This window comes from Nocardia sp. NPDC058658 (assembly GCF_042716665.1).
GTDB lineage: Bacteria > Actinomycetota > Actinomycetes > Mycobacteriales > Mycobacteriaceae > Nocardia.
Map to the genome: position 1 here is coordinate 259,546 of NZ_JBHXRR010000005.1, position 18,182 is coordinate 277,727.

Genomic DNA, 18,182 nt, shown 5'->3' on the forward strand with positions numbered 1-18,182 from the left:
AGTGGCGAACACGGTGGGAGCGTGGTGATCTTGATCGGCTAGTCGGTGAGTTCGCCTGTGCTGCGCCAGGAGTGGCGTTCCTCGGCGAAGGCTTCGGCTTGGGTGGTGCGGAAGTCGGTGATGGAGGGGGCGTTGTCGGCGAGGAATTTGCGGTAGTCGGCCAGGCGGAATTCGCCTGGTTCGGTGGGGATGTCGACCTTGCCTGCGGCGAAGTCGGCGCGGAGGTCGAGGAGTTCGTCCGGTTCTACGGGGTGCCAGCGGATTCGGTCGAAATAGCGGAGTAGCCAGGGGGTTTCGGTGGGGAAGTGGTCTACGCCGGGGCCCGCGGTGCCGGTGGGGCGGGCTCGGTGGTTCCAGACCTGGGTGGTGCGGCCGACGAACTGGTAGCCGCCGGGGCCCTCCATGCCGTAGATGCACAGGTAGGCGCCGCCGATGCCGACCGCGTTCTCGGGGGTCCAGGTGCGGGCGGGGTTGTATTTGGTGGTGACGAGGCGGTGGCGGGGGTCGGTGGGGGTGGCTACGGGGGCGCCGAGGTAGACGTCGCCTAGGCCGAGGACCAGGTATTCGGCGTCGAAGACGGTCTTGTAGACGTCGTCGACGGAGTTCAGGCCGTTCATGCGGCGGATGAATTCGATGTTCCACGGGCACCAAGGGGCGTCGGCGCGGACACCGTGCATGTAGCGGGTGATCGCTTCGCGGGTGGCGGGGTCGTCCCAGGACAGCGGGAGGTGGACCGTGCGGCTCGGGACGATCAGCTGATCGGAATTCGGTAGCTGCGCTTCGGCTTCGGCGAGGAGGTCGAGCAGGCGGGGGATCGGCAGGACGGCCGGGTCGACTCTGATCTGGAGTGAGCGGATGCCGGGGGTGAGCTCGATGACGCCGCGCAGGCCGATCGCGATGAGGTGCTGGTGCAGGGCGTGGACGCGGGCGCGGAGGCCGAGATCCAAAGTGAGGGTGCCATATTCGACGAGGACGCCGTCGTCGCCTTGGCGGCGGTAGGTCACGCCGGTTTCGTCGTCTACTTCGGTGCGGCGCAGGATGCCGTCGTCACCGTCGCGGCCCGCTGAGAGGACGGTGCCGAAGGAGGCGCGGCGGCGGGGGCCGAGTTCTGCTGCGGGCGCGGCGTGTTCGGCGCGGATGGGGACGAAGCGGACCTTGTCGCCGGGGGTGAGCTGGCCGAGTTTCCAGCGGTCGGCGGCGGCAACTGTTACCGGGCAGACGAATCCGCCGAGGCTGGGGCCGTCGGGGCCGAGCAGGATCGGGGTGTCGCCGGTGAAGTCGAGGGCGCCGACGGTGTAGGCGTTGTCGTGGATGTTCGACGGGTGCAGGCCCGCTTCGCCGCCGTCGGTGCGGGCCCACTCGGGCTTGGGGCCGATGAGGCGGACGCCCGTGCGGTCGGAGTTGAAGTGGACTTCGTAGTCGGTGCCGATGATGGTGTCGAAGTCGTTGCGGGTGAAGAACTCCGGTGCGCCGTGCGGGCCTTCGGTGACGGCGAGTTCCCAACGGTGGGAGAAGGCGGGTTGGTCGGCCATCGGGATCGCGGGGGCGAGGCGGGTCGTGGGGGCGCCTAGTGTGAGCGATTCGTCGGCGCGTAGGGCTGCGCCGGTTCCGCCACCGAACTTTCCGAGAGTGAAAGTGGCGGCGCTGCCCAGGAATTCGTCTACATCGATTCCACCTGAGATCAGGATGTAGGTGCGCATGCCGGGGCCACGGATCGCGCCGACATCGAGCACGCCGCCTGCCGGGACCTCGACGGTTCGCCATTGCTCGACCGGGACGCCGTCCACGCGGACATCGGCGACCGCGCCGGTGACACACACCCAGGTCGGGGCCGAGAACCGTAGCGCGGGCCCGCCCAGCGTGCACTCCAAACCGGCTGCGCCCTCAGGGTTTCCGAGCACTCGGTTACCGAGGCGGAAGGACAGGTCGTCCATCGGCCCGGACGGCGGAACTCCGATGTGCCAGTAGCCGATTCGACCCGGCCAGTCCTGGACGGTGGTCTGCATGCCGGGACGCACGACATCGATGCGTCGCGGGTTCGGGGTTGTCGCGGCGGGAGTGGCAGCGGTCGGTTCGAGAGTGATGCTCAGGGTGTCGGCGAGGCTCATCGGGTCACCACCATGCGGACCGGGGTGGGGTCGAAACCGTTGCAGGGGTTGTTGATCTGGGGGCAGTTGGAGACCAGGACGAGGGTGTCGATTTCGGCGCGGAGGGTGAGTTTCTTGCCGGGGGCCGAGAGGCCGTCGACGATGCCGAGGGTGCCGTCGGGTTCGACGGGGACGTTCATGAACCAGTTGATGTTGGAGACCAGGTCGCGTTTGCCGAGGCCCCATTCGAGGGCGGCGGTGAGGAAGTTCTCCACGCAGGCGTGCTGGTGGCGGGTGTGGTGGCCGTAGCGCAGGGTGTTGGATTCCTGGGAGCAGGCGCCGGCGATGGTGTCGTGGTTGCCGACCTCGTCGGCCACGACCGTCATCAGCGGGGTGCCGCCCTCGGTCAGCAGGACGCTGCCGGTGGTGAGGAAGATATTGCGCTGGGCGGCGACGGTGGCCTGGGCGCTGTAGCGGTCGGTGTGGTCGGCGGCGGAGTAGAGCAGGCAGTCGACGGCCTGGTTGCCGTGCAGGTCGATGATGTCGAGGTGGTCGCCCGCGCGGACGATGGCCGACCACGGTGCCAGGGCGGGGACGGTTTCGTCGAGGACGACGGTGCGGGTGGCGGTCATGCCGGAACCTCCGAGTTCTGTGCGGCCGACCAGGCGGCTTCGGTGTTGTCCACTGCGCGTTGGTATTCGGGGTCGGTGTTGGTGGTGTTCAGGTCTGCGGGGGAGAGCCAGGCGAGGAGGTCGAGGTCGCCGGTGGGGCGGTCGTCGAGGGGGTGGGGGGCGTTGGCGATCAGCAGGGTCACCGGTAGGTGGATGATCAGGTCGATGGTGGCGCCTGCTGGGCCGTTGCCGGTCGGCTCGATCGCACCGTCGGCAACTACTCGCGCGCCGCGGAACAGGGCGATCGAGGGGCCGATGTCGCGGGGTTCGAGGCCTTGTTTGGCGCCGGCGAGGTGGAGTTGGTGGCGGCCTTCGGTGGTGGGGCCGCAGAGCGTGTCGTGGTGGCCATCGGAGTCGTCGAGGACGGTGGCGAGGACTCGGCCCTGGTCGGAGAGCAGTGGGTGGCCGTTGCTCAGGTAGGCCTGCCACGGAACTTTGACCGTGTCGGCGACATTCAAGCGCTCCCAAGGTGATTCGGCGCGCAAGAGGAACAGGTGGGCGCAGGTGGTGCCGGACGGGTCGGCGAGGCGTACGCGGGTGCCGCGGCCGAGCACGATGTTCGCGTAGCCCCCTGCGGGGATACGTTGTGCGACAACGGCGTCTACACCGGGCGGTATCTGGGGGCGCGCCGATGTGGCCGCCGCGGCCTGGGCTCGCGCGTGGGCTCGGGCTCCGTCGGTGGACTGGGTACTCGTCATCGGTGACTCCTCGGCGAGTGGGTTGATGAACTGGGCGGAGTCGCGGCGGGGCGGGTGCGCGCCGCGCCCGCCGCGAATCTGAATCAAACTGTCGCGACGGCTGTTTCGGCCTCGGCAGCTTGCCTGGTTGCGACGACGACGCGGTAGACGATGGCGCCTGCGGTGAGGATCACGGCTACCGAGAGGGGGCCTGCCCACAGTTGCCACCAGCTGCCGCCTGCGGGGGTGTAGACCTCGGGGCGGGGCCAGGCAAGGTTGATGACCATGGCGATACCCCAGGCGACGGCGAGGGCGTTGAGGGGGATGCCCCAGCGACCGAGGTGGAACAGGGAGGGGTCGTCGAGGGCGGGCATGCCCTTGATGCGGCGGATGAGAAGGGGCACGGTGACCAGGAGGTAGGCCAGGTACAGGCTGACGATGCAGACGCTCGCCAGGGTGGCGAAGATGGCGGGGTTGCCGAGGTTCAGGACCAGGAGGCCGATGCCGAGGGCGCCGATCACGACGGCGGGCCAGACGGGGGTGCCGAAGCGGGGGTGGACTGTCGACAGGGCTTTCGCGAAGGGGAGTTTGCCGTCGCGGGCCATCGAGAACATCAGGCGCGAGCCTGCGGTCTGGATGGCGAGGGTGCAGACGATGACGGCGACGGCTACGCAGCCGAGGAGTACCGATCCGGCGGGGCTGTTGAGCTTCGAGGTGATGACGTAAGCCAGTCCGCCGGTGGACAATTCGCCGTCGGACAGGCTCGGTGCCGCCATCAGGGCGCCCAGCAGCATGAGGCCGCCGCCGAGAGCCGACACCGACAGGGCGAGCAGGATGGTGCGGGGAGCGACCTGGCGGGGGTTCTTGGTCTCCTCGGAAAGCTCACCGGCGGAATCGAATCCGACCATCACGTACGCGGCCATCAGGCCCGAGACCAGGAACGCGGCCCAGTACGGGCCGGGGGAGGCCTGGTCGGTCTGGAACACCACGTCGGGGCCGCGCTCGGTGTTGACGAAGAACAGCGCGATGATCGCCAGCACGCCGACGATCTCGACGGTGACGCCGATCGAATTGATCTTCGACATCAGGTCGATGCCGATCACATTGATGGTGGTGGTGACCACGAGCAGCACACTGCCCAGCAGCACGGCGTTCATCGCGCCGTCGCGGGAGGTGAGCGCGGTGTCGGTGCCGATGAGCTGGAATCCGCCCCAGATCGAGGGCAGCACCACCTGCAGTGCGATGGCGGCCGCGGCGGCGGTGACGACCTGGGCGATCACCATCATCCAGCCGGCGAACCAGCCGATCAGCCCGCCCGCCAGGCGGCGCGACCACTGATAGATACAGCCCGAGATCGGGTAGCGGGCGGCGAGTTCGGCGAAGTTGAGCGCGACCAGGAACTGGCCGGCGAACACGAGCGGCCAGGTCCAGAAGAACGCGGCGCCGCCGAACGAATAGCCGAAGCCGAAGAACTGGAAGATCGTGGTGAGAATGGAGACGAACGAGAAACCTGCCGCGAAGGACGCGTAGCGCCCCAGCTTGCGATGCAGGACGGGTTGATATCCGAAAGTTGCCAGGTCGGCGCTGTCGCGGCCGAGTTCGGGCGGTGCGGCGGGGGAATCCAGGGTCGTGGCCATGTCGGTGTCCTTCAGCGGTGCGGCCAATATCTATCAGTCGATAGTTTTGCGCGCGCGATCGCTCGAACGGTGTCGTACGTGTATCGACTGCGGGTACCGCGGTAACTTCTGCGTTGCCTGGGTTTCTGTCAAATGACAGAAATTCGACCGACCGGCCTTCTTGCTGGTGAACTGCCCGCTGCGGCCCAGGTGAGGGTCCGATGACAGAATCGACCTGTGGCGAATCTTGGTCCCGGGCGTCCCCGGCTGGAACAGCGGCGCAGGCAGGGAACCACGCCGCGCGCGGAAATCCTCGACGCGGCGGCGGAGCTCTTCACCACCAAGGGCTACGCCAACACCTCGACCCGGGCGGTGGCCGACGCGGTCGGCATCCGGCAGGCCTCGCTGTATCACCACTTCGCGGCCAAGGACGACATCCTCGACGCGCTCCTGGCCGAAACAGTCGCGGGCCCGGTGGAATTCGCGCAGCGGATGATGACCGAGCCCGAAGCCGCGGTGGTCCAGCTGTACGCGCTGGCGCTGTTCGATGTGCGTCAATTACGCACGGCGCGTTGGAATCTCGGGGCGCTGTACCTGCTGCCCGAACTGCGTACGGAACGTTTCGTCGCGTTCCGCTGCCGCCGCGACGAACTGCGCGGACACTACGAACGACTCGCCGCCGAATCATCCGCTGCGGCAGGCGAATCCGACGACTCGCGCATTCTCCCTTTCCGGCTGGTCGAAACGGTGATCGCGATCAGGTACGACGAGGGCGCCGCGGGAATCGGCATCGACCGCGAGATCCCGGCCGCGATCATGCGGACCGTCGGCTACCGCGGTGACATCGAACAGGTGCGCGCGGCGGCCGACGCGCTGGTCACCCGGCTGGGCGAGGCCCACAGCACCTCAGCTGCCGGATAACTGCCCGGCGCGAGTACGGCCACCGGGCTGGTATCAGCGGGTGGTCGGGGGCGCGATCTGCCAGTGCTGGTTGAGGGCGCCGGCGATTTCGGGCAGGACGGTGATCGGGATTCGCTTGGCGCGCAGTAGTTCTCGGATCTCACTCACCTGTTCGCGCTTGCGCATGTCGTAGGCGCCGGTGACGGGGCGGATCACCGGGGGGATCGACAGCAGGACGAGTTCGTCGGTGGGCTCGCCGGTGAGGTCGAGGGCAAGGGCCCAGCGGTCGTGTTCGTCGAGGGTGAAGCGGCCCGCGACGACGTGGTCCCACGGCACGGTCGAGGAGCGGAACGGGGTTCGCGCGTAGATGGCGTGCTCGTGCAGTTCGATGACATCACGGACGAACAGCGCGACACCCGCCGCGAACCCGCCGACCGCCCCGACCAGCAACCCGGTGATCACCCGGTTCACCCCGAACATCGCCAGGAACAACCCGACGACGCCCGTGGTGACCAGGACTCCGATCAAGCAATAGAACAGACTCCGACCAACGGGCACCACCCCGGCACGCACGACCGACATGCGGACCTCCCTCTCACGACTCGTGGCCCACCCTAGTCACGAACCGAGCGATACCACTGCTTCGGTGGTCTCCACGAGGAACGTGAAGGTCTCCTGGAAGTACAGCTGCACGGTCTCGGCGTCGTGGCTGAGGTAGCCGATCGACAGATCCTGACCAAGCGCCAGTTCGAAGTCGCCGCCGCGGGTGGTGAGCGCGAAGCCGCCCGAGATCGCCGGTGCCCAGATGATCTCGCCGTCGATCAGGCGCTCGATGTGGGTGCGGATCGGGTGGCCGTGATCGGAGGTCTCGCTGACCTGGGTGTACAGCTCGGCGCTGAGCACCACCGAGTACGGGCCCTGCACACCGGCCAGCCGCAGGCCGGTCAGTGCGTGCGCGACCGCGTCGGGGATGTCGACGACATTGCTCGGCAGGGCGACCGGGGCATTGGACGCGGCGGCCCGGATGCCGGTGATGCCGCCAGCGGCGTAGCTCTCGAAGATCGCGCGGTCCTCGGCGAAGGCGATCTTCTGAGCTGCCGCCTTCAGGTTGTCCAAGTCGGCGTCGTTGGCGCCACGCTCGACGTCGTCGAGTTCCTGGCGGTTCAGCGTGAACGGCACCCGCAGCTCGACCAGCGGCTGCACCACACGCTGGTGGGCCTGCACGCCGTCATCCGGGGAGTCGATGGAGGTGAGCCTGCCGCGGTTGAGCGCCGAGTAGGCGACCCCGTGCGGGCCCGACACGTCGACTACTCGGCGACCCGCGATATTGCGCTTGAACGTGCGGGTCGCTTCTTCTTCGATCTGTGCCCAGGCCGCGCCGGTGATCGGCGCGAGTTCGCGGTACAGGTTGTTCATTGAGCGCTCCTTTTCATCGTGCCGATGGCGAGTGAACCGTCCGAGCCTGTCGCCGCCGCGTTCGCCTCGATCACCGGTTCGAATTCGGGGACGGGAACGTCCGGGTCTTCGGTGGCGGTCGCTGCGGGCGCGTCGGGGAGGTCGCCGAGGAAATCGGCTGATGGGGTGAAGAACAGGGTGCCGGTGAGGGCAGTGGAGAAGTCGAGGATGCGGTCGTAGGCGGCCTGATCGGTGCCGAGGAACATGCGCTCGAGCATCTTCTCGGTGACCGACGGCGTGGCCGAGTAGGCGATGTAATAGGTGCCCAGCTGCCCGTCGCCGATGGTGCCGAACGGCATGTTGGCGCGCACGATGTCGTGCTCGACGCCGTTCTCGTCGACGATGGTGTTCATCACCACGTGCGAGCTCGGCGGCTTCACGTCGTCGGGCAGTTCGTAATCGCTGAGTTTGGTGCGGCCGATGATGCGTTCCTGCTCCTCGACCGACAGTGCGTTCCACTGATCGAGCGGGTGGATGTACTTCTGCACGATCACGTAGCTACCGCCGGCGAACTCGGGATCGGTGTCGCCGACGAACACACAGGCCTCGGCGGCGGCGCCCTCCGGATTGGCGGTGCCGTCGACGAAGCCGAGCAGGTCGCGCTGTTCGTAATAGCGGAAGCCGGAGGTCTCGTCGACCACCGTGGCGGCGCCGCGCAGGCGGGTGGCGATGGCCATCGCGAGCTCGTAGCAGGCGCCGGTGGTTTCGGCCCTGATGTGGAAGAGCAGATCGCCGGGCGTGGCGGGGCAGGAGTGTTTCGGGCCGTTGTAGCCCGGAAACTCGTGCAGCTCAGCGGGTTTGGGCCCGGTGAACAAGCGGTCCCAGGCGCTGGAACCGATCCCGGTGACGCAGCTCAGACCCCCGCCCGGCGTGCGGAATCCAACGGACTTTCGTAGATCGTTGACCTCGCTCAGCAAGGTTCGAACGGCGGCCTCGCCGCCCTCGTCGATGGTCGCGACGAGGAAGACTGCGGCGGGCGTGAGTGGAACGAGGACCGACTGTGGCTCACCCATGGCGTCCAGAGTACGGCTCCGTACCGACAGGTTCGAATCAGCGTCCTGGTGTGTCAGTGCATTTCGGGCGAACGACCAGGTGATCTACTTCGCGACGGTCAGCAGAAAGGTGACGTCGTCGACGGCTTTGACGCTGTGGCGGGCGCGCGGGACGACGATGAGGTCGCCTGCCGAGCCCTTCCACTCGTCGGTGCCCGCGATCAGCACCAGCGTGCCGGACAGCACCTGGATGGTGGAATCGCCCGCATTGTCGTGTTCGGCCAGGCTCTGGCCCTCGGCGAGGGCGACGACGGTCTGGCGCAGCGCGTGAGTGTGGCCGCCGATGAGCGTTTGCGAACTCCGGCCGCTCGTCGAGGTGGCAGCCAGCTTGAGCTGTTGACGGGCCACCGCTGTCAGCGATTTCTTGTCCATGGATCCGAGCCTTTCGCAGGCATCTCGCGGGCAGGTCTGCGAAGAGTATGCCCGACGTCGCGCACGCGGTCGGGCGTTTTGCCGCGACCGTTAGCCAGGTGTTGTCAGTCGCGGGTGTAGTGGCGAATGCGGTAGCGCAGACCGGATTTCGAGGTCAGCCACGGCGTGTCGTCGGCATGCCATTCGGGGCCGATGACCGGCGCGAACGCGTCGCCCGCGACGGCGGTGTCGACCTCGGTGACCAGCAGGGTTGTCGCGAGCGGGAGCGCGGCGCGGTAGATCTCGCCGCCACCGGCCACCCAGGTGTCGGACTCGCCGGTCATGGTCAGCGCGTCGGGCACCGAGGCGGCGCGTTCGGCACCCTCGCCGGACCAATCGGTCTGGCGAGTGACCACGATATTGCGGCGGCCGGACAGCGGACGGAAACTCGCGGGCAGCGAGTCCCAGGTCCGCCTGCCCATGATCACCGGGTGACCCATGGTGGTGTCGCGGAAATTGGCCATGTCCTCGGGCACGCGCCAGGGAATCGTGTTGTCGACGCCGATCACCCGGTCGTTCGCCTGCGCCCAGATCAGGCCGATCTGCCTCACGCTGTCACCTTCTCGGTGTGCTCGGGGCCCTGCGTGGTTATGCTGCGCTGCCGCCTCCGGGCCTGACCGCTCACACCGCCACCGGCGCCTTGATGCCAGGGTGGTGCTTGTAATCGGACAGCTCGATGTCCTCGTAGGCGTAGTCGAACAGGCTGGTCGCCGGGCGCAGGTGCAGCGTGGGGAACGGGAAGGGTTCGCGGGTGAGCTGCTCGCGGACCTGGTCGACGTGGTTGTCGTAGATGTGCACGTCGCCGCCGGTCCAGATGAATTCGCCGGGTTCGAGCTCGGTCTGCTGGGCGACCATCAGGGTGAGCAGGGCGTAGCTGGCGATATTGAACGGCACGCCGAGGAAAAGGTCGGCGCTGCGCTGGTACAGCTGGCACGACAGTTTGCCGTCGGCGACGTAGAACTGGAAGAAGGCGTGGCAGGGGGCCAGGGCCATCTTGTCCAGGTCGGCCACGTTCCAGGCCGAGACGATCATCCGGCGCGAATCCGGGTCGGTGCGCAAGGTGTGCAGCACCTGGGCGATCTGGTCGATGTGGGTGCCGTCGGGGGTCGGCCACGAGCGCCATTGCACGCCGTAGACGGGGCCGAGTTCACCCTTGGCGTCGGCCCATTCGTCCCAGATGGTCACACCGTGTTCGCGCAGCCAGGAGACATTGGAATCGCCGCGCAGGAACCACAGCAGTTCGTAGGCGATGGATTTCATGTGGACCCGCTTGGTGGTGATCAGCGGGAAGGATTCGGACAGGTCGTAGCGCAGCTGGTGTCCGAAGATGCTGCGGGTTCCGGTGCCGGTGCGATCGGCTTTGGGCGTGCCATGCTCGAGCACGTCCCGGAGGAGATCCTCGTACTGCGTATCAAGGGTGGCCACGTCTGGTAATCCTACGGGGATCGGTAGGTGGTCAACCACCTGGTCACCTGGTGGCCAGCCACCTGGCAAGCTCTTCGCCTATGCGCGAGCTCTACGTGATCGGCATCGGTGCGGGCGACCCCGATCAGGTGACGATGCAGGCAGTCAAGGCCATGCGAAAGGCCGAGGCGTTCTTCGTGATCGGCAAAGGCGCCGAGAAACAGGAACTGGTCGACGTGCGGACGACGATCCTGGCCGAGTACGTCGACACGCCGCATCGGATCATCGAGATCGCCGATCCGCCGCGCGAACGGACCCCCGCCGACTACGCCGGGGTGGTCGTGGACTGGCACGAACGTCGTTCCGAACTCCTGGAAGCAGCGTTCGACCAGGTGGACGGCGTCGGCGCGATTCTCGTGTGGGGAGATCCGTCGCTCTACGACTCCACCCTGCGGATGGTCGAGCACGTGCTGGCGCGGGGGCGGACAATATTCGATTACGAGGTGATCCCGGGCGTCACCAGCATTGCCGCGCTGGCTGCCCGACACCGGATGGTGCTGCACCGGATCGGTGAACCGGTCCACGTGACGACCGGACGCAAGCTGCGCGAGGAAGGCCTCGGCCCCGGTTCGACGGTGGTGATGCTCGACGGGGAATGCTCGTTCACCGAGGTGCCGGGCGCCGATATCCACATCTGGTGGGGTGCCTACCTCGGCATGCCCGACGAAACGCTGATCGAAGGCAACCTGCGCGAAGTCGAACGCGACATCGTGGCCCGTCGAGCGGAATTACGCGCGAAGAAGGGCTGGATCATGGACGTGTATCTGCTCCGCGCGGGCTGACGGATCCCGCGCCGATCCCCGCGAAGTAGCTAAACTGGCCTGGTGCCCGAGCTGCCGGAAATCGAGGCGTTGGCGCAGTTCCTCCGGGATCATGCGGTCGGCGCCGTGGTCGGTCGTGTGGACGTGGCGGCCCTGAGTGTGGTGAAGACCTTCGATCCGCCGGTCACCGCGCTGTCCGGTCGTGATGTCACCGGGGCGGGGCGGTGGGGGAAGTTCCTCGGAATGGATTGTGGCGGACTGTGGTTGATCACCCATCTGTCGCGCGCGGGCTGGTTGCGCTGGGTCGACGAGCCGAATCCGATGCCGCCCAAGCCGGGTGGGAAGAGTCCCCTCGCTTTGCGCGTGCACTTCTTCACGCCCGAGGGCACGACCCCGGCGATCGATCTGACCGAGGCGGGGACCAAGAAGCGGCTGGCCGTGTACGTCGTCGAGGACCCGATGATGGTGCCGGGGATCGCGCGGCTGGGGCCCGATGCGCTCGGGCTGACCGAGGACGAGTTCGCGGCGCTGCTGAAAAGCACTTCGCAGCGGATCAAGACCGCGATCGTCGATCAGACCCTGCTGGCCGGGATCGGCAACGCCTACTCCGACGAGATACTGCACACCGCGAAGATCTCCCCGTTCGCGAATACCAAAACGATGTCGGCGGAGAAGGTTTCGCAGTTGTACACCGCGATGCGCACGGTGCTGCTCGACGCGGTCGACCGCTCGGTGGGTCAGGACGCGGCGCGGTTGAAGGGCGAAAAGCGTTCGGGCATGCGGGTTCACGCGAGAACGGGCGAGCCGTGTCCGGTATGTGGCGACACGGTGCGCGAGGTGTCCTACGCCGAGCGCTCGTTCCAGTACTGCGCCACCTGCCAGACCGGCGGCAAGGTGCTCGCCGACCGGCGGATGTCGCGGCTGCTCAAATAGTCTTCTGGCGCCAGGATTCCAGTAGCCGGAGCCAGAATTCGCTGACGGCCGGGAAGGCCGGGACGGCGTTCCACAGGGTGTCCATCGGCACCTGTCCGACCACCGCGATGGTGGCGGCATGCAGTTGTTCGCCCATGTCGGGGCCGACGAAGGTGGCGCCGAGAATGCGGTCGGCGGCGGTGTCGACGACGAGTTTCGCGCGGCCGTGGAAGTCGTCGCGCGAGAGTGCCGAACCCGCTACCTCGATATCGAGTTCGACGGTGTCGACCGCGTGGCCCGCGGTGCGCGCCTCGTGTTCGGTGAGGCCGACGGCCGCGAGTTCCGGTGCGGTATAGACGACTTGGGGCACCTGCTGATGGTCGGCGCTCGCGGTGAACCGCATGCCGTCGAGGGGCTTGCCCTCTGCGCGTGCGGCGATCACGTCACCGCACACGCGAGCCTGGTACTTGCCCATATGTGTCAGTGCCACACGGTGATTCACGTCGCCGACGGCATACAGCCAGTCGCCCGGTACGCCGCGTGCGGTCAGTTGGTCGTCGACTTCGATGTAACCCGCGGGCAGTCCGACGGTGTCGAGGCCGAGGGACGAAGTGGCGGGGGTGCGGCCGGTGGCGACGACTAGTTCGTCGACCTCGAGTTCGCCGTCATCGAGCACGAGAGTGACCGGCCCGCCGTGGATGTGGCCGACACCGGTGTCCTCGGGGTCGCGGCGCGAGACCAGCTTCGGTTCGGTGTGAAAACGCACCTTCACGATGCCGGTGTCGAGCAGACCCTGCAGCACCATCGCCGAGGCGAATGGTTCGTTGCGGGGGAGCAGGCGGTCGCCGCGGACCAGCAGGGTCACCTCCTCGGCGCCGAGTTCGGCCAGCCAGGTCGCCGCCTCACAGGCGACGACACCGCCGCCGACGATGGCGACGCGGCGCGGGACGACGGTGAGATTGGTGGCGTCGCGAGAGGTCCACGGCAGGGCCTCGCGCACGCCCGGAATATCCGGGATGGTGGCGGTGGTGCCGGTCGCCAGTACCACCGCGTGCCGGGCACACAGCGTTTTCACGCCGTCGTCGGTGTCGACCTCGACAAGCTTCTCGCCGACCAGGCGGCCCGCGCCACGAACAGGATCGATACCGGCCGATTTCGCCCACTCGACCTGGGAACTGTCGTCGTGGTGGTGGATGAACGTGTCGCGGCGAGCGAGGACGTCGCCCACCTGCGGGCCGCTCGCGGTCACGCCCGGCATCGCCTCGCCGAGGTCGAGAACGGCACCAGGACGCAACAGTGCCTTGCTGGGAATACACGCCCAGAAACTGCACTCGCCGCCGAACAGTTCCCGCTCGACGATGGCTGCGGTGCGGTCGCTGCCCGCGATGGCGTAGGCGGCGGCGTTCTCACCCGCCGGGCCGCCGCCGATCACGATGACGTCGTATTCGTCGGTCACTGCAGATAGCCCTCGACCTCACGGGGAGAACGCATCCCGGTCTCGTCGGGAGATTCGCCGGAGCCGATCCGAGCGCGCCGCTGCCGCAACAGATCCCACGCCTGATCGAGCATCACCTCCAGCTCGGCCAACTGCTTGCGCTCGGCGACCGGGTCGATCTCACCGGCGGTGGCCTTGGCTCGCAGGGCGTGCTCGTCGTCGACCAGCTGCTTGATCCGCGCCAGAATGTCCTGATCGGTCATGTGCTCACCCGTTCGATAGTCGGAGGGGTAGTGCCGGACTCTGGAGTCCATGCTACGACCGCACCCGGCTGTCCGCGGGATGCCTGCGCGAGGCAGTCGGCGGCGATCGGCACGGCTCGGGCGAGGTCGGTGCTGGTCAGGGCGGTGTAGCCGATGGCGACGCCGAAACGGTGTGGCTCGGCGAGGTGGTGGCGGGCCAGGCCGTCGAGGCGGACGCCGCGGGTGCGGGCGGTGTCGATGGCGTGGTGTTCGGCTGCGAGGTCGGGCAGTTCCACGACCACGTGCGAGCCGGCATCGTCGCCGAGGACGGGCAGGCCGTGGCGGGCGAGTTCGTCGACGACGAGAGCACGGCGCGGTGGGACTGCTCTGCGCAGGCGGCGAAGGTGGCGAGCGAGGTCGCCGTGGCGGGCGAACTCGCTGAGAACGTGCTGGCCGGCAGGGCTGGGGGAGGTGCCGATGTGGGCGCGGTGGGTGAGTACGGCGTCGGTGATGTCGGGGCGGGCGACGAGCCAGCCGACGCCGAGGGTGGTGGCGATGATCTTGCTGGTGGTGCCGAGGTGGACGACGACGTCGGGCGCCATCGACGCCAGTAGTGGCAGTGGTGCTGTGTCGTAACGCAATTCGCCGTCGTAGTCGTCTTCGATGATCAAAGCGCCTGTTGTTCTGGCGAATTCGACGATTTCGACTCGGCGGGACGCTGGCATCATCGCGCCGAGTGGAAACTGGTGTGCCGGTGTGCAATACACCGCGCGCACGCCTGCCGGAATGCGGTCGACACACAAACCGCCCGCGTCGACGGGCACCGGGAGAACCTCGATTCCCGCGGCCCGGAACGCACCGACGGCACGCAGGTAGCCGGGGTCTTCGATGGCGACCGTATCGCCGGGCCGGAGCAGCGCCGTGGCGAGTTCGACGACCGCACTGCTGGTTCCCGCGGTGGCCAGGACGACCGAGCCGGGTCCGGCGGCCAGTCCGCGATGGCGGAGCAGGTGATCGGCGACCGCTGTCCGGAAGTCGGGTTCGCCCGCGCGATTCTTGCGGGTCTCGGGCGCCTGATCGCCTGCTGCGCGCCAGGCCCGGCGCCAGGCCGCGGAGTCGACCGCTTCGGCGCACGGGGCGCCGGGGCTGAGATCGAGCAGGTCCGCGTCCGGATCTGGGTGGTGGTGGGAGGCGGTTGTGTGCGGTGCGGGGGCGGGCGCGGTGCTGAGGTAGGTGCCGGAGCCGTGTTTGCCGGTGAGCCAGCCTTCGGCGTGCAGTTGGTCGTAGGCGCCCGCGACCACGGTCCGGCTCACGCCGAGTCGCTGGGCCAGGGCGCGTGAGGAGGGCAGGCGGTCGCCGACGCGCAGCACCCGATCGGTCGCCGCGGCGCGCAGGGCATCGGCTACCTGCACCGATAGCGGTTCGGGGGCGCTTCGGTCGAGCGGGATCGGAAGGTCGTCGAGCATCGTCCACCTCGAATTGGCCTGTTGAACTTCGATCGAATTGGATCTACACGTGGTCCACTTCGTCGGCGAAGCTCATCTTATGAGTACGCACGACGTCAACCGCAGCCCCCTCTCGCCGACCCCGCGCACCACGCTGACCCGTTCCAAGGAACGCGGCGCCACCGATCGCGCGGAGCTCGACTCGGTGCTCGACGCGGGCATGGTCTGCCATCTCGGTGTGCTGCTCGGCGGGGCGCCGGTCGTGCTGCCCACCATCTACGGCAGGGTCGGAGACACGCTCTACCTGCACGGATCCACCGGCGCTGGCAATCTGCGTGCCGCGATCGACACCGATATCTCGCTCGCGGTCACCCATGTCGACGGTCTGATCTACGCCCGCTCGGCCATGCATTTCTCGATGAACTACCGGTCCGCGGTGATCCGGGGGCGGGCGGTGCTGGTCACCGACGAGGCCGAGCGGATGGATGCCCTACGGGTGATCGTCGAGCACTCCGCGCCGGGTGCGTGGGATCGGGTGCGCCCGCCCAATCGCAAGGAAATGGCGGCGACGATGGTGCTCGCGCTCGATCTCACCGAGGCCTCGGTCAAGGTGCGTACCGGTGGGCCCAACGACGATGCGAGCGACATCGAGGCCGGTGGTGTGTGGGCCGGGGTGCTGCCGCTGCGGCAGGTGTGGGGTGAGCCGATCCCGGCCGACAACCTCGAACCGGGCGTCGACGTGCCCGCTGATGTCGCGGCCCGGGTGACACCGGTCGAAGTGTCGGTGAGCTGAGGCTCGCCCAGGCACGGCGATCCGAGCGGCCGATGTGGCGGGTGGCTGATGTCCGGCTGTGCCGAGCGGCTGATCCGGCAGGTGGTTAATGTCCGGCTGTGCCGAGCGCCATGAGGTCTTTGGCCGAGACCTCCGGCAGATACGCCTTCGTCAGCGCGATGCCGATGCGCGGCAGATCTGCTTCGTCGCGGTAGCACAGGTACACCGGTTCGTGGCGGGGCTGGAACTTGGCCTTGAACGAATGCAGTGACCGGAAGCCGTAATACGGTTCCATCGCAGCGCCGAGCCCTTCGAGCAGACGATCGATCGGCTCGGCGTCGTCGGTGCCCGCACTGCGCGCCAGCGGGGCGCCGGACAGCGAAACGATCTCGGCGCCTTCCTCTTTGAACGTCTGGCAGGACGAGGCGATGAGGAATTCCACCACCGGCCGGAAACCGTCGGGTCGGCGGCGCATCACGTCCAGGGTCCAGCCGCGGATCTCCCCGCCCGCCGCGTAGACGGGCAGCCAAGAGGTGATGCCGTGCACGCTGCCTTCGGTGTCGATCGCCAGCCCAACGCGGACGGCCGGGTCGAGGGCTTCCTCCACGCCGCCGAGCGTGAATCCCATTTCGGGAAGGCCCTTTTCGCCCACCCACTCCTCGGAGATCGCGCGCACCTGGGCGATCACCGCGAACGGTTGGTCGGCCAGTTCCACGAGGCGGAAGTCGATGCCTTCCTTGGTTGCCCGGTTGATAGCCGACCGGATGTCCTGCCACGCTTTGCCTTTGAACTCCAGTTGCGGCAGGTCGACAATGGTGTCCTCGGCGATCTGCACACTGCGCCAACCGAGTTCGCCCGCGATGTCGGCCACGGACTGGGTGGTGGAGAACAGGCACGGGATCAGGCCGTCGGATTCGCAGCGGTCGGTGAAGGTGGCGATGGTGTCGGGCAGCAGGTCGGCGGGGCCGATCGGGTCGGTGAGCGCGATGACCGTGCCCGCGTGGCGCTGGTAGGTGACGCAGCGTTCACCGTCGGCGGCGAACCAGTACTTGTTCTCCGGCCAGGTGGTCATCCACGACATGGTGCTGCCGCCGTAGCGAGCCAGCAGGGTGCGGACCGCCTCGCCGGGCTCGGTGCCGGTGAGCGCGCCGTCGGTGATCTTGCGTCGCGCGGGCACCCGGAACGCACCGCGCCCGCCGTAGAGCAGCGCCACCTCGCCCGCCCACAGCAGGCCGGTGCCGACGGTCACCGCGCCGGTGGTCTCGTAATCGGTGCCGATGGCGACGCCGAGCAACACCAGCGTGCTGACGACGATCAGCAGACCGTAGGCCACGGTCGCCCACCACGCCCACCGCCTGCCCTTGCGCAGCTGGTCGGCGACCACCGCGATCACCAGGACCGTGAGAATCGTGCCACCCAGTGAGCCGCGTTCGTTCACGGTCGGTCCGAGCAGGCTGTTGCCGGGGAAGAAATACACCGCCACCGAGGCCGCCGCGATCACCAACAGGCCGACGAAGGCGAGCGTGCGTACCTCGCGCCGGGTGCGCGGCCAGAAGCCGTGTTCGACACGGCTGAACAGCTTTTCGCCCACCGGCAGCCAGACGGCGAGCGCGAGCAGGTGCATGAGATCGGCGAAGGTCGATTCGAACAGGAACGTGATCGACACGTACGCGATCAGCGCGGCCCGCAGCCGCAGTCGCCACGGCGAACGCAGGGTCGCCGAGACCGCGGCCAGCGCCGAGATCGCCGCCGTGCTGAACCCGACATCGCGCACCTCCGACAGCCGGTCGGCCCATTCGAGATGGGTGTGCGCCAGCAGGCCGACCGTCACCGAGGCGCCGAGGATGCCGACCAACTGGCCGGATACGCAGACCACGGCGGTGCGCGCGGTGCCGAGCCGCCATTCCGCCCAGCCGACTCCGAACCCGAAAAGCACTGCCATGCACAGGTATTGGAAGGGTGTGAGCCCGAAGACCCAGCCCGACAGCGGTGTCCACCACTTGCCCTCGGTCAGGGCGGGCCAGCCGTAGGCGATGTCGGGGAACCACGAACGCTCGTAGAGCTTGTGCCAGAGGCTGCCGGTGGCCAGGCCGAGGATCGCGACCACGGCGAGGAAGCCCGCGGTGAACGGCAACCGGTGGAACACGGTGCGCGCCAACGTGACGCCGCGTGCGGGTGCCGGTTCGGTGGCAGCTGCGTTGTCGTCCATGGAACCACCCTTTGCTGCGAGTGCGCCGCACCGGCGCCGTGACGTCTTCTGTGTACCGTATGTCATCGCGGCC

General features: G+C 67.9%; 18 protein-coding genes. 4 read left to right on the forward strand and 14 right to left on the reverse strand.

From position 1 onward, the window contains the following. Positions 1-38: 38 nt before the first annotated feature. From ACFWUP_RS11610 to ACFWUP_RS11625, 4 genes are all read right to left on the reverse strand, one after another. On the reverse strand, positions 39-2,006 hold the full coding sequence (locus tag ACFWUP_RS11610) for a 5-oxoprolinase/urea amidolyase family protein (protein WP_379233320.1): 1,968 nt from the start codon (positions 2,004-2,006) through the stop codon (positions 39-41). 98 nt (positions 2,007-2,104) lie between these two features. Next, entirely contained in the window at positions 2,105-2,719 is a 615-nt protein-coding gene (locus ACFWUP_RS11615; protein ID WP_379233245.1) for an urea amidolyase associated protein UAAP2, read from the reverse strand. Next, positions 2,716-3,456 (reverse strand): DUF1989 domain-containing protein, encoded by a 741-nt coding sequence (locus ACFWUP_RS11620; RefSeq protein WP_379233247.1) that lies wholly within the window; start codon positions 3,454-3,456, stop codon positions 2,716-2,718. Before ACFWUP_RS11620 ends, ACFWUP_RS11615 begins: the two co-directional genes overlap by 4 nt. 83 nt (positions 3,457-3,539) lie before the next feature. Further along, on the reverse strand, positions 3,540-5,072 hold the full coding sequence (locus ACFWUP_RS11625; protein ID WP_379233249.1) for an amino acid permease: 1,533 nt from the start codon (positions 5,070-5,072) through the stop codon (positions 3,540-3,542). 216 nt (positions 5,073-5,288) lie between these two features. Between ACFWUP_RS11625 and ACFWUP_RS11630 the strand changes: the two genes are divergently transcribed. Then, the gene (locus tag ACFWUP_RS11630; protein ID WP_379233251.1) at positions 5,289-5,972 is read left to right on the forward strand and encodes a helix-turn-helix domain-containing protein; all 684 of its coding nucleotides are present in this window, start codon (positions 5,289-5,291) and stop codon (positions 5,970-5,972) included. A gap of 33 nt (positions 5,973-6,005) precedes the next feature. On the opposite strand, the gene ACFWUP_RS11635 is transcribed toward ACFWUP_RS11630, so the two are convergent. The 6 genes from ACFWUP_RS11635 to ACFWUP_RS11660 form a co-directional block, all read right to left on the reverse strand. Continuing rightward, entirely contained in the window at positions 6,006-6,533 is a 528-nt protein-coding gene (locus ACFWUP_RS11635) for a hypothetical protein (RefSeq protein ID WP_379233253.1), read from the reverse strand. Positions 6,534-6,569: 36 nt separating this feature from the next. Beyond that, positions 6,570-7,367 (reverse strand): family 1 encapsulin nanocompartment shell protein, encoded by a 798-nt coding sequence (locus tag ACFWUP_RS11640; protein ID WP_379233255.1) that lies wholly within the window; start codon positions 7,365-7,367, stop codon positions 6,570-6,572. Further along, a complete protein-coding gene (locus ACFWUP_RS11645) occupies positions 7,364-8,419 on the reverse strand; it encodes a Dyp-type peroxidase (RefSeq protein WP_379233257.1) in 1,056 nt (351 codons plus the stop codon). The genes ACFWUP_RS11640 and ACFWUP_RS11645 overlap by 4 nt, the downstream gene beginning before the upstream one ends. Positions 8,420-8,503: 84 nt before the next feature. Next, positions 8,504-8,830, reverse strand: coding sequence for a cupin domain-containing protein (locus ACFWUP_RS11650; protein WP_379233259.1), 327 nt, complete (start codon positions 8,828-8,830; stop codon positions 8,504-8,506). 104 nt (positions 8,831-8,934) lie between these two features. After that, positions 8,935-9,420: a dihydrofolate reductase gene (locus ACFWUP_RS11655; RefSeq protein ID WP_379233261.1), complete on the reverse strand. Its 486-nt coding sequence runs from the start codon at positions 9,418-9,420 to the stop codon at positions 8,935-8,937. Between the two features lie 70 nt (positions 9,421-9,490). Beyond that, on the reverse strand, positions 9,491-10,294 hold the full coding sequence (locus tag ACFWUP_RS11660) for a thymidylate synthase (protein WP_379233262.1): 804 nt from the start codon (positions 10,292-10,294) through the stop codon (positions 9,491-9,493). Positions 10,295-10,374: 80 nt separating this feature from the next. On the opposite strand from ACFWUP_RS11660, the gene cobF reads away from it, so the two are divergent. After that, positions 10,375-11,115 (forward strand): precorrin-6A synthase (deacetylating), encoded by a 741-nt coding sequence (cobF, locus tag ACFWUP_RS11665; protein ID WP_379233264.1) that lies wholly within the window; start codon positions 10,375-10,377, stop codon positions 11,113-11,115. Positions 11,116-11,157: 42 nt separating this feature from the next. Further along, a complete protein-coding gene (locus tag ACFWUP_RS11670; protein ID WP_379233266.1) occupies positions 11,158-12,027 on the forward strand; it encodes an Fpg/Nei family DNA glycosylase in 870 nt (289 codons plus the stop codon). Here ACFWUP_RS11670 and ACFWUP_RS11675 read toward each other — a convergent pair. The 3 genes from ACFWUP_RS11675 to ACFWUP_RS11685 are packed head-to-tail and all read right to left on the reverse strand — an operon-like array spanning position 12,020 to position 15,149. Further along, positions 12,020-13,462 (reverse strand): dihydrolipoyl dehydrogenase family protein, encoded by a 1,443-nt coding sequence (locus ACFWUP_RS11675; protein WP_379233267.1) that lies wholly within the window; start codon positions 13,460-13,462, stop codon positions 12,020-12,022. The genes ACFWUP_RS11670 and ACFWUP_RS11675 overlap by 8 nt on opposite strands. Continuing rightward, positions 13,459-13,704, reverse strand: a complete 246-nt coding sequence (locus ACFWUP_RS11680) for a DUF2630 family protein (protein WP_379233269.1) — start codon at positions 13,702-13,704, stop codon at positions 13,459-13,461. The genes ACFWUP_RS11675 and ACFWUP_RS11680 overlap by 4 nt, the downstream gene beginning before the upstream one ends. Further along, entirely contained in the window at positions 13,701-15,149 is a 1,449-nt protein-coding gene (locus ACFWUP_RS11685; protein WP_379233271.1) for a PLP-dependent aminotransferase family protein, read from the reverse strand. The genes ACFWUP_RS11680 and ACFWUP_RS11685 overlap by 4 nt, the downstream gene beginning before the upstream one ends. A 79-nt stretch (positions 15,150-15,228) precedes the next feature. Here ACFWUP_RS11685 and ACFWUP_RS11690 point away from each other — a divergent pair, with 79 nt between their 5' ends. Continuing rightward, positions 15,229-15,921, forward strand: coding sequence for a pyridoxamine 5'-phosphate oxidase family protein (locus ACFWUP_RS11690; protein ID WP_379233273.1), 693 nt, complete (start codon positions 15,229-15,231; stop codon positions 15,919-15,921). 85 nt (positions 15,922-16,006) lie between these two features. On the opposite strand, the gene ACFWUP_RS11695 is transcribed toward ACFWUP_RS11690, so the two are convergent. Next, positions 16,007-18,109 (reverse strand): bifunctional lysylphosphatidylglycerol flippase/synthetase MprF, encoded by a 2,103-nt coding sequence (locus ACFWUP_RS11695; protein ID WP_379233275.1) that lies wholly within the window; start codon positions 18,107-18,109, stop codon positions 16,007-16,009. Between the last annotated feature and the right edge of the window lie 73 nt (positions 18,110-18,182).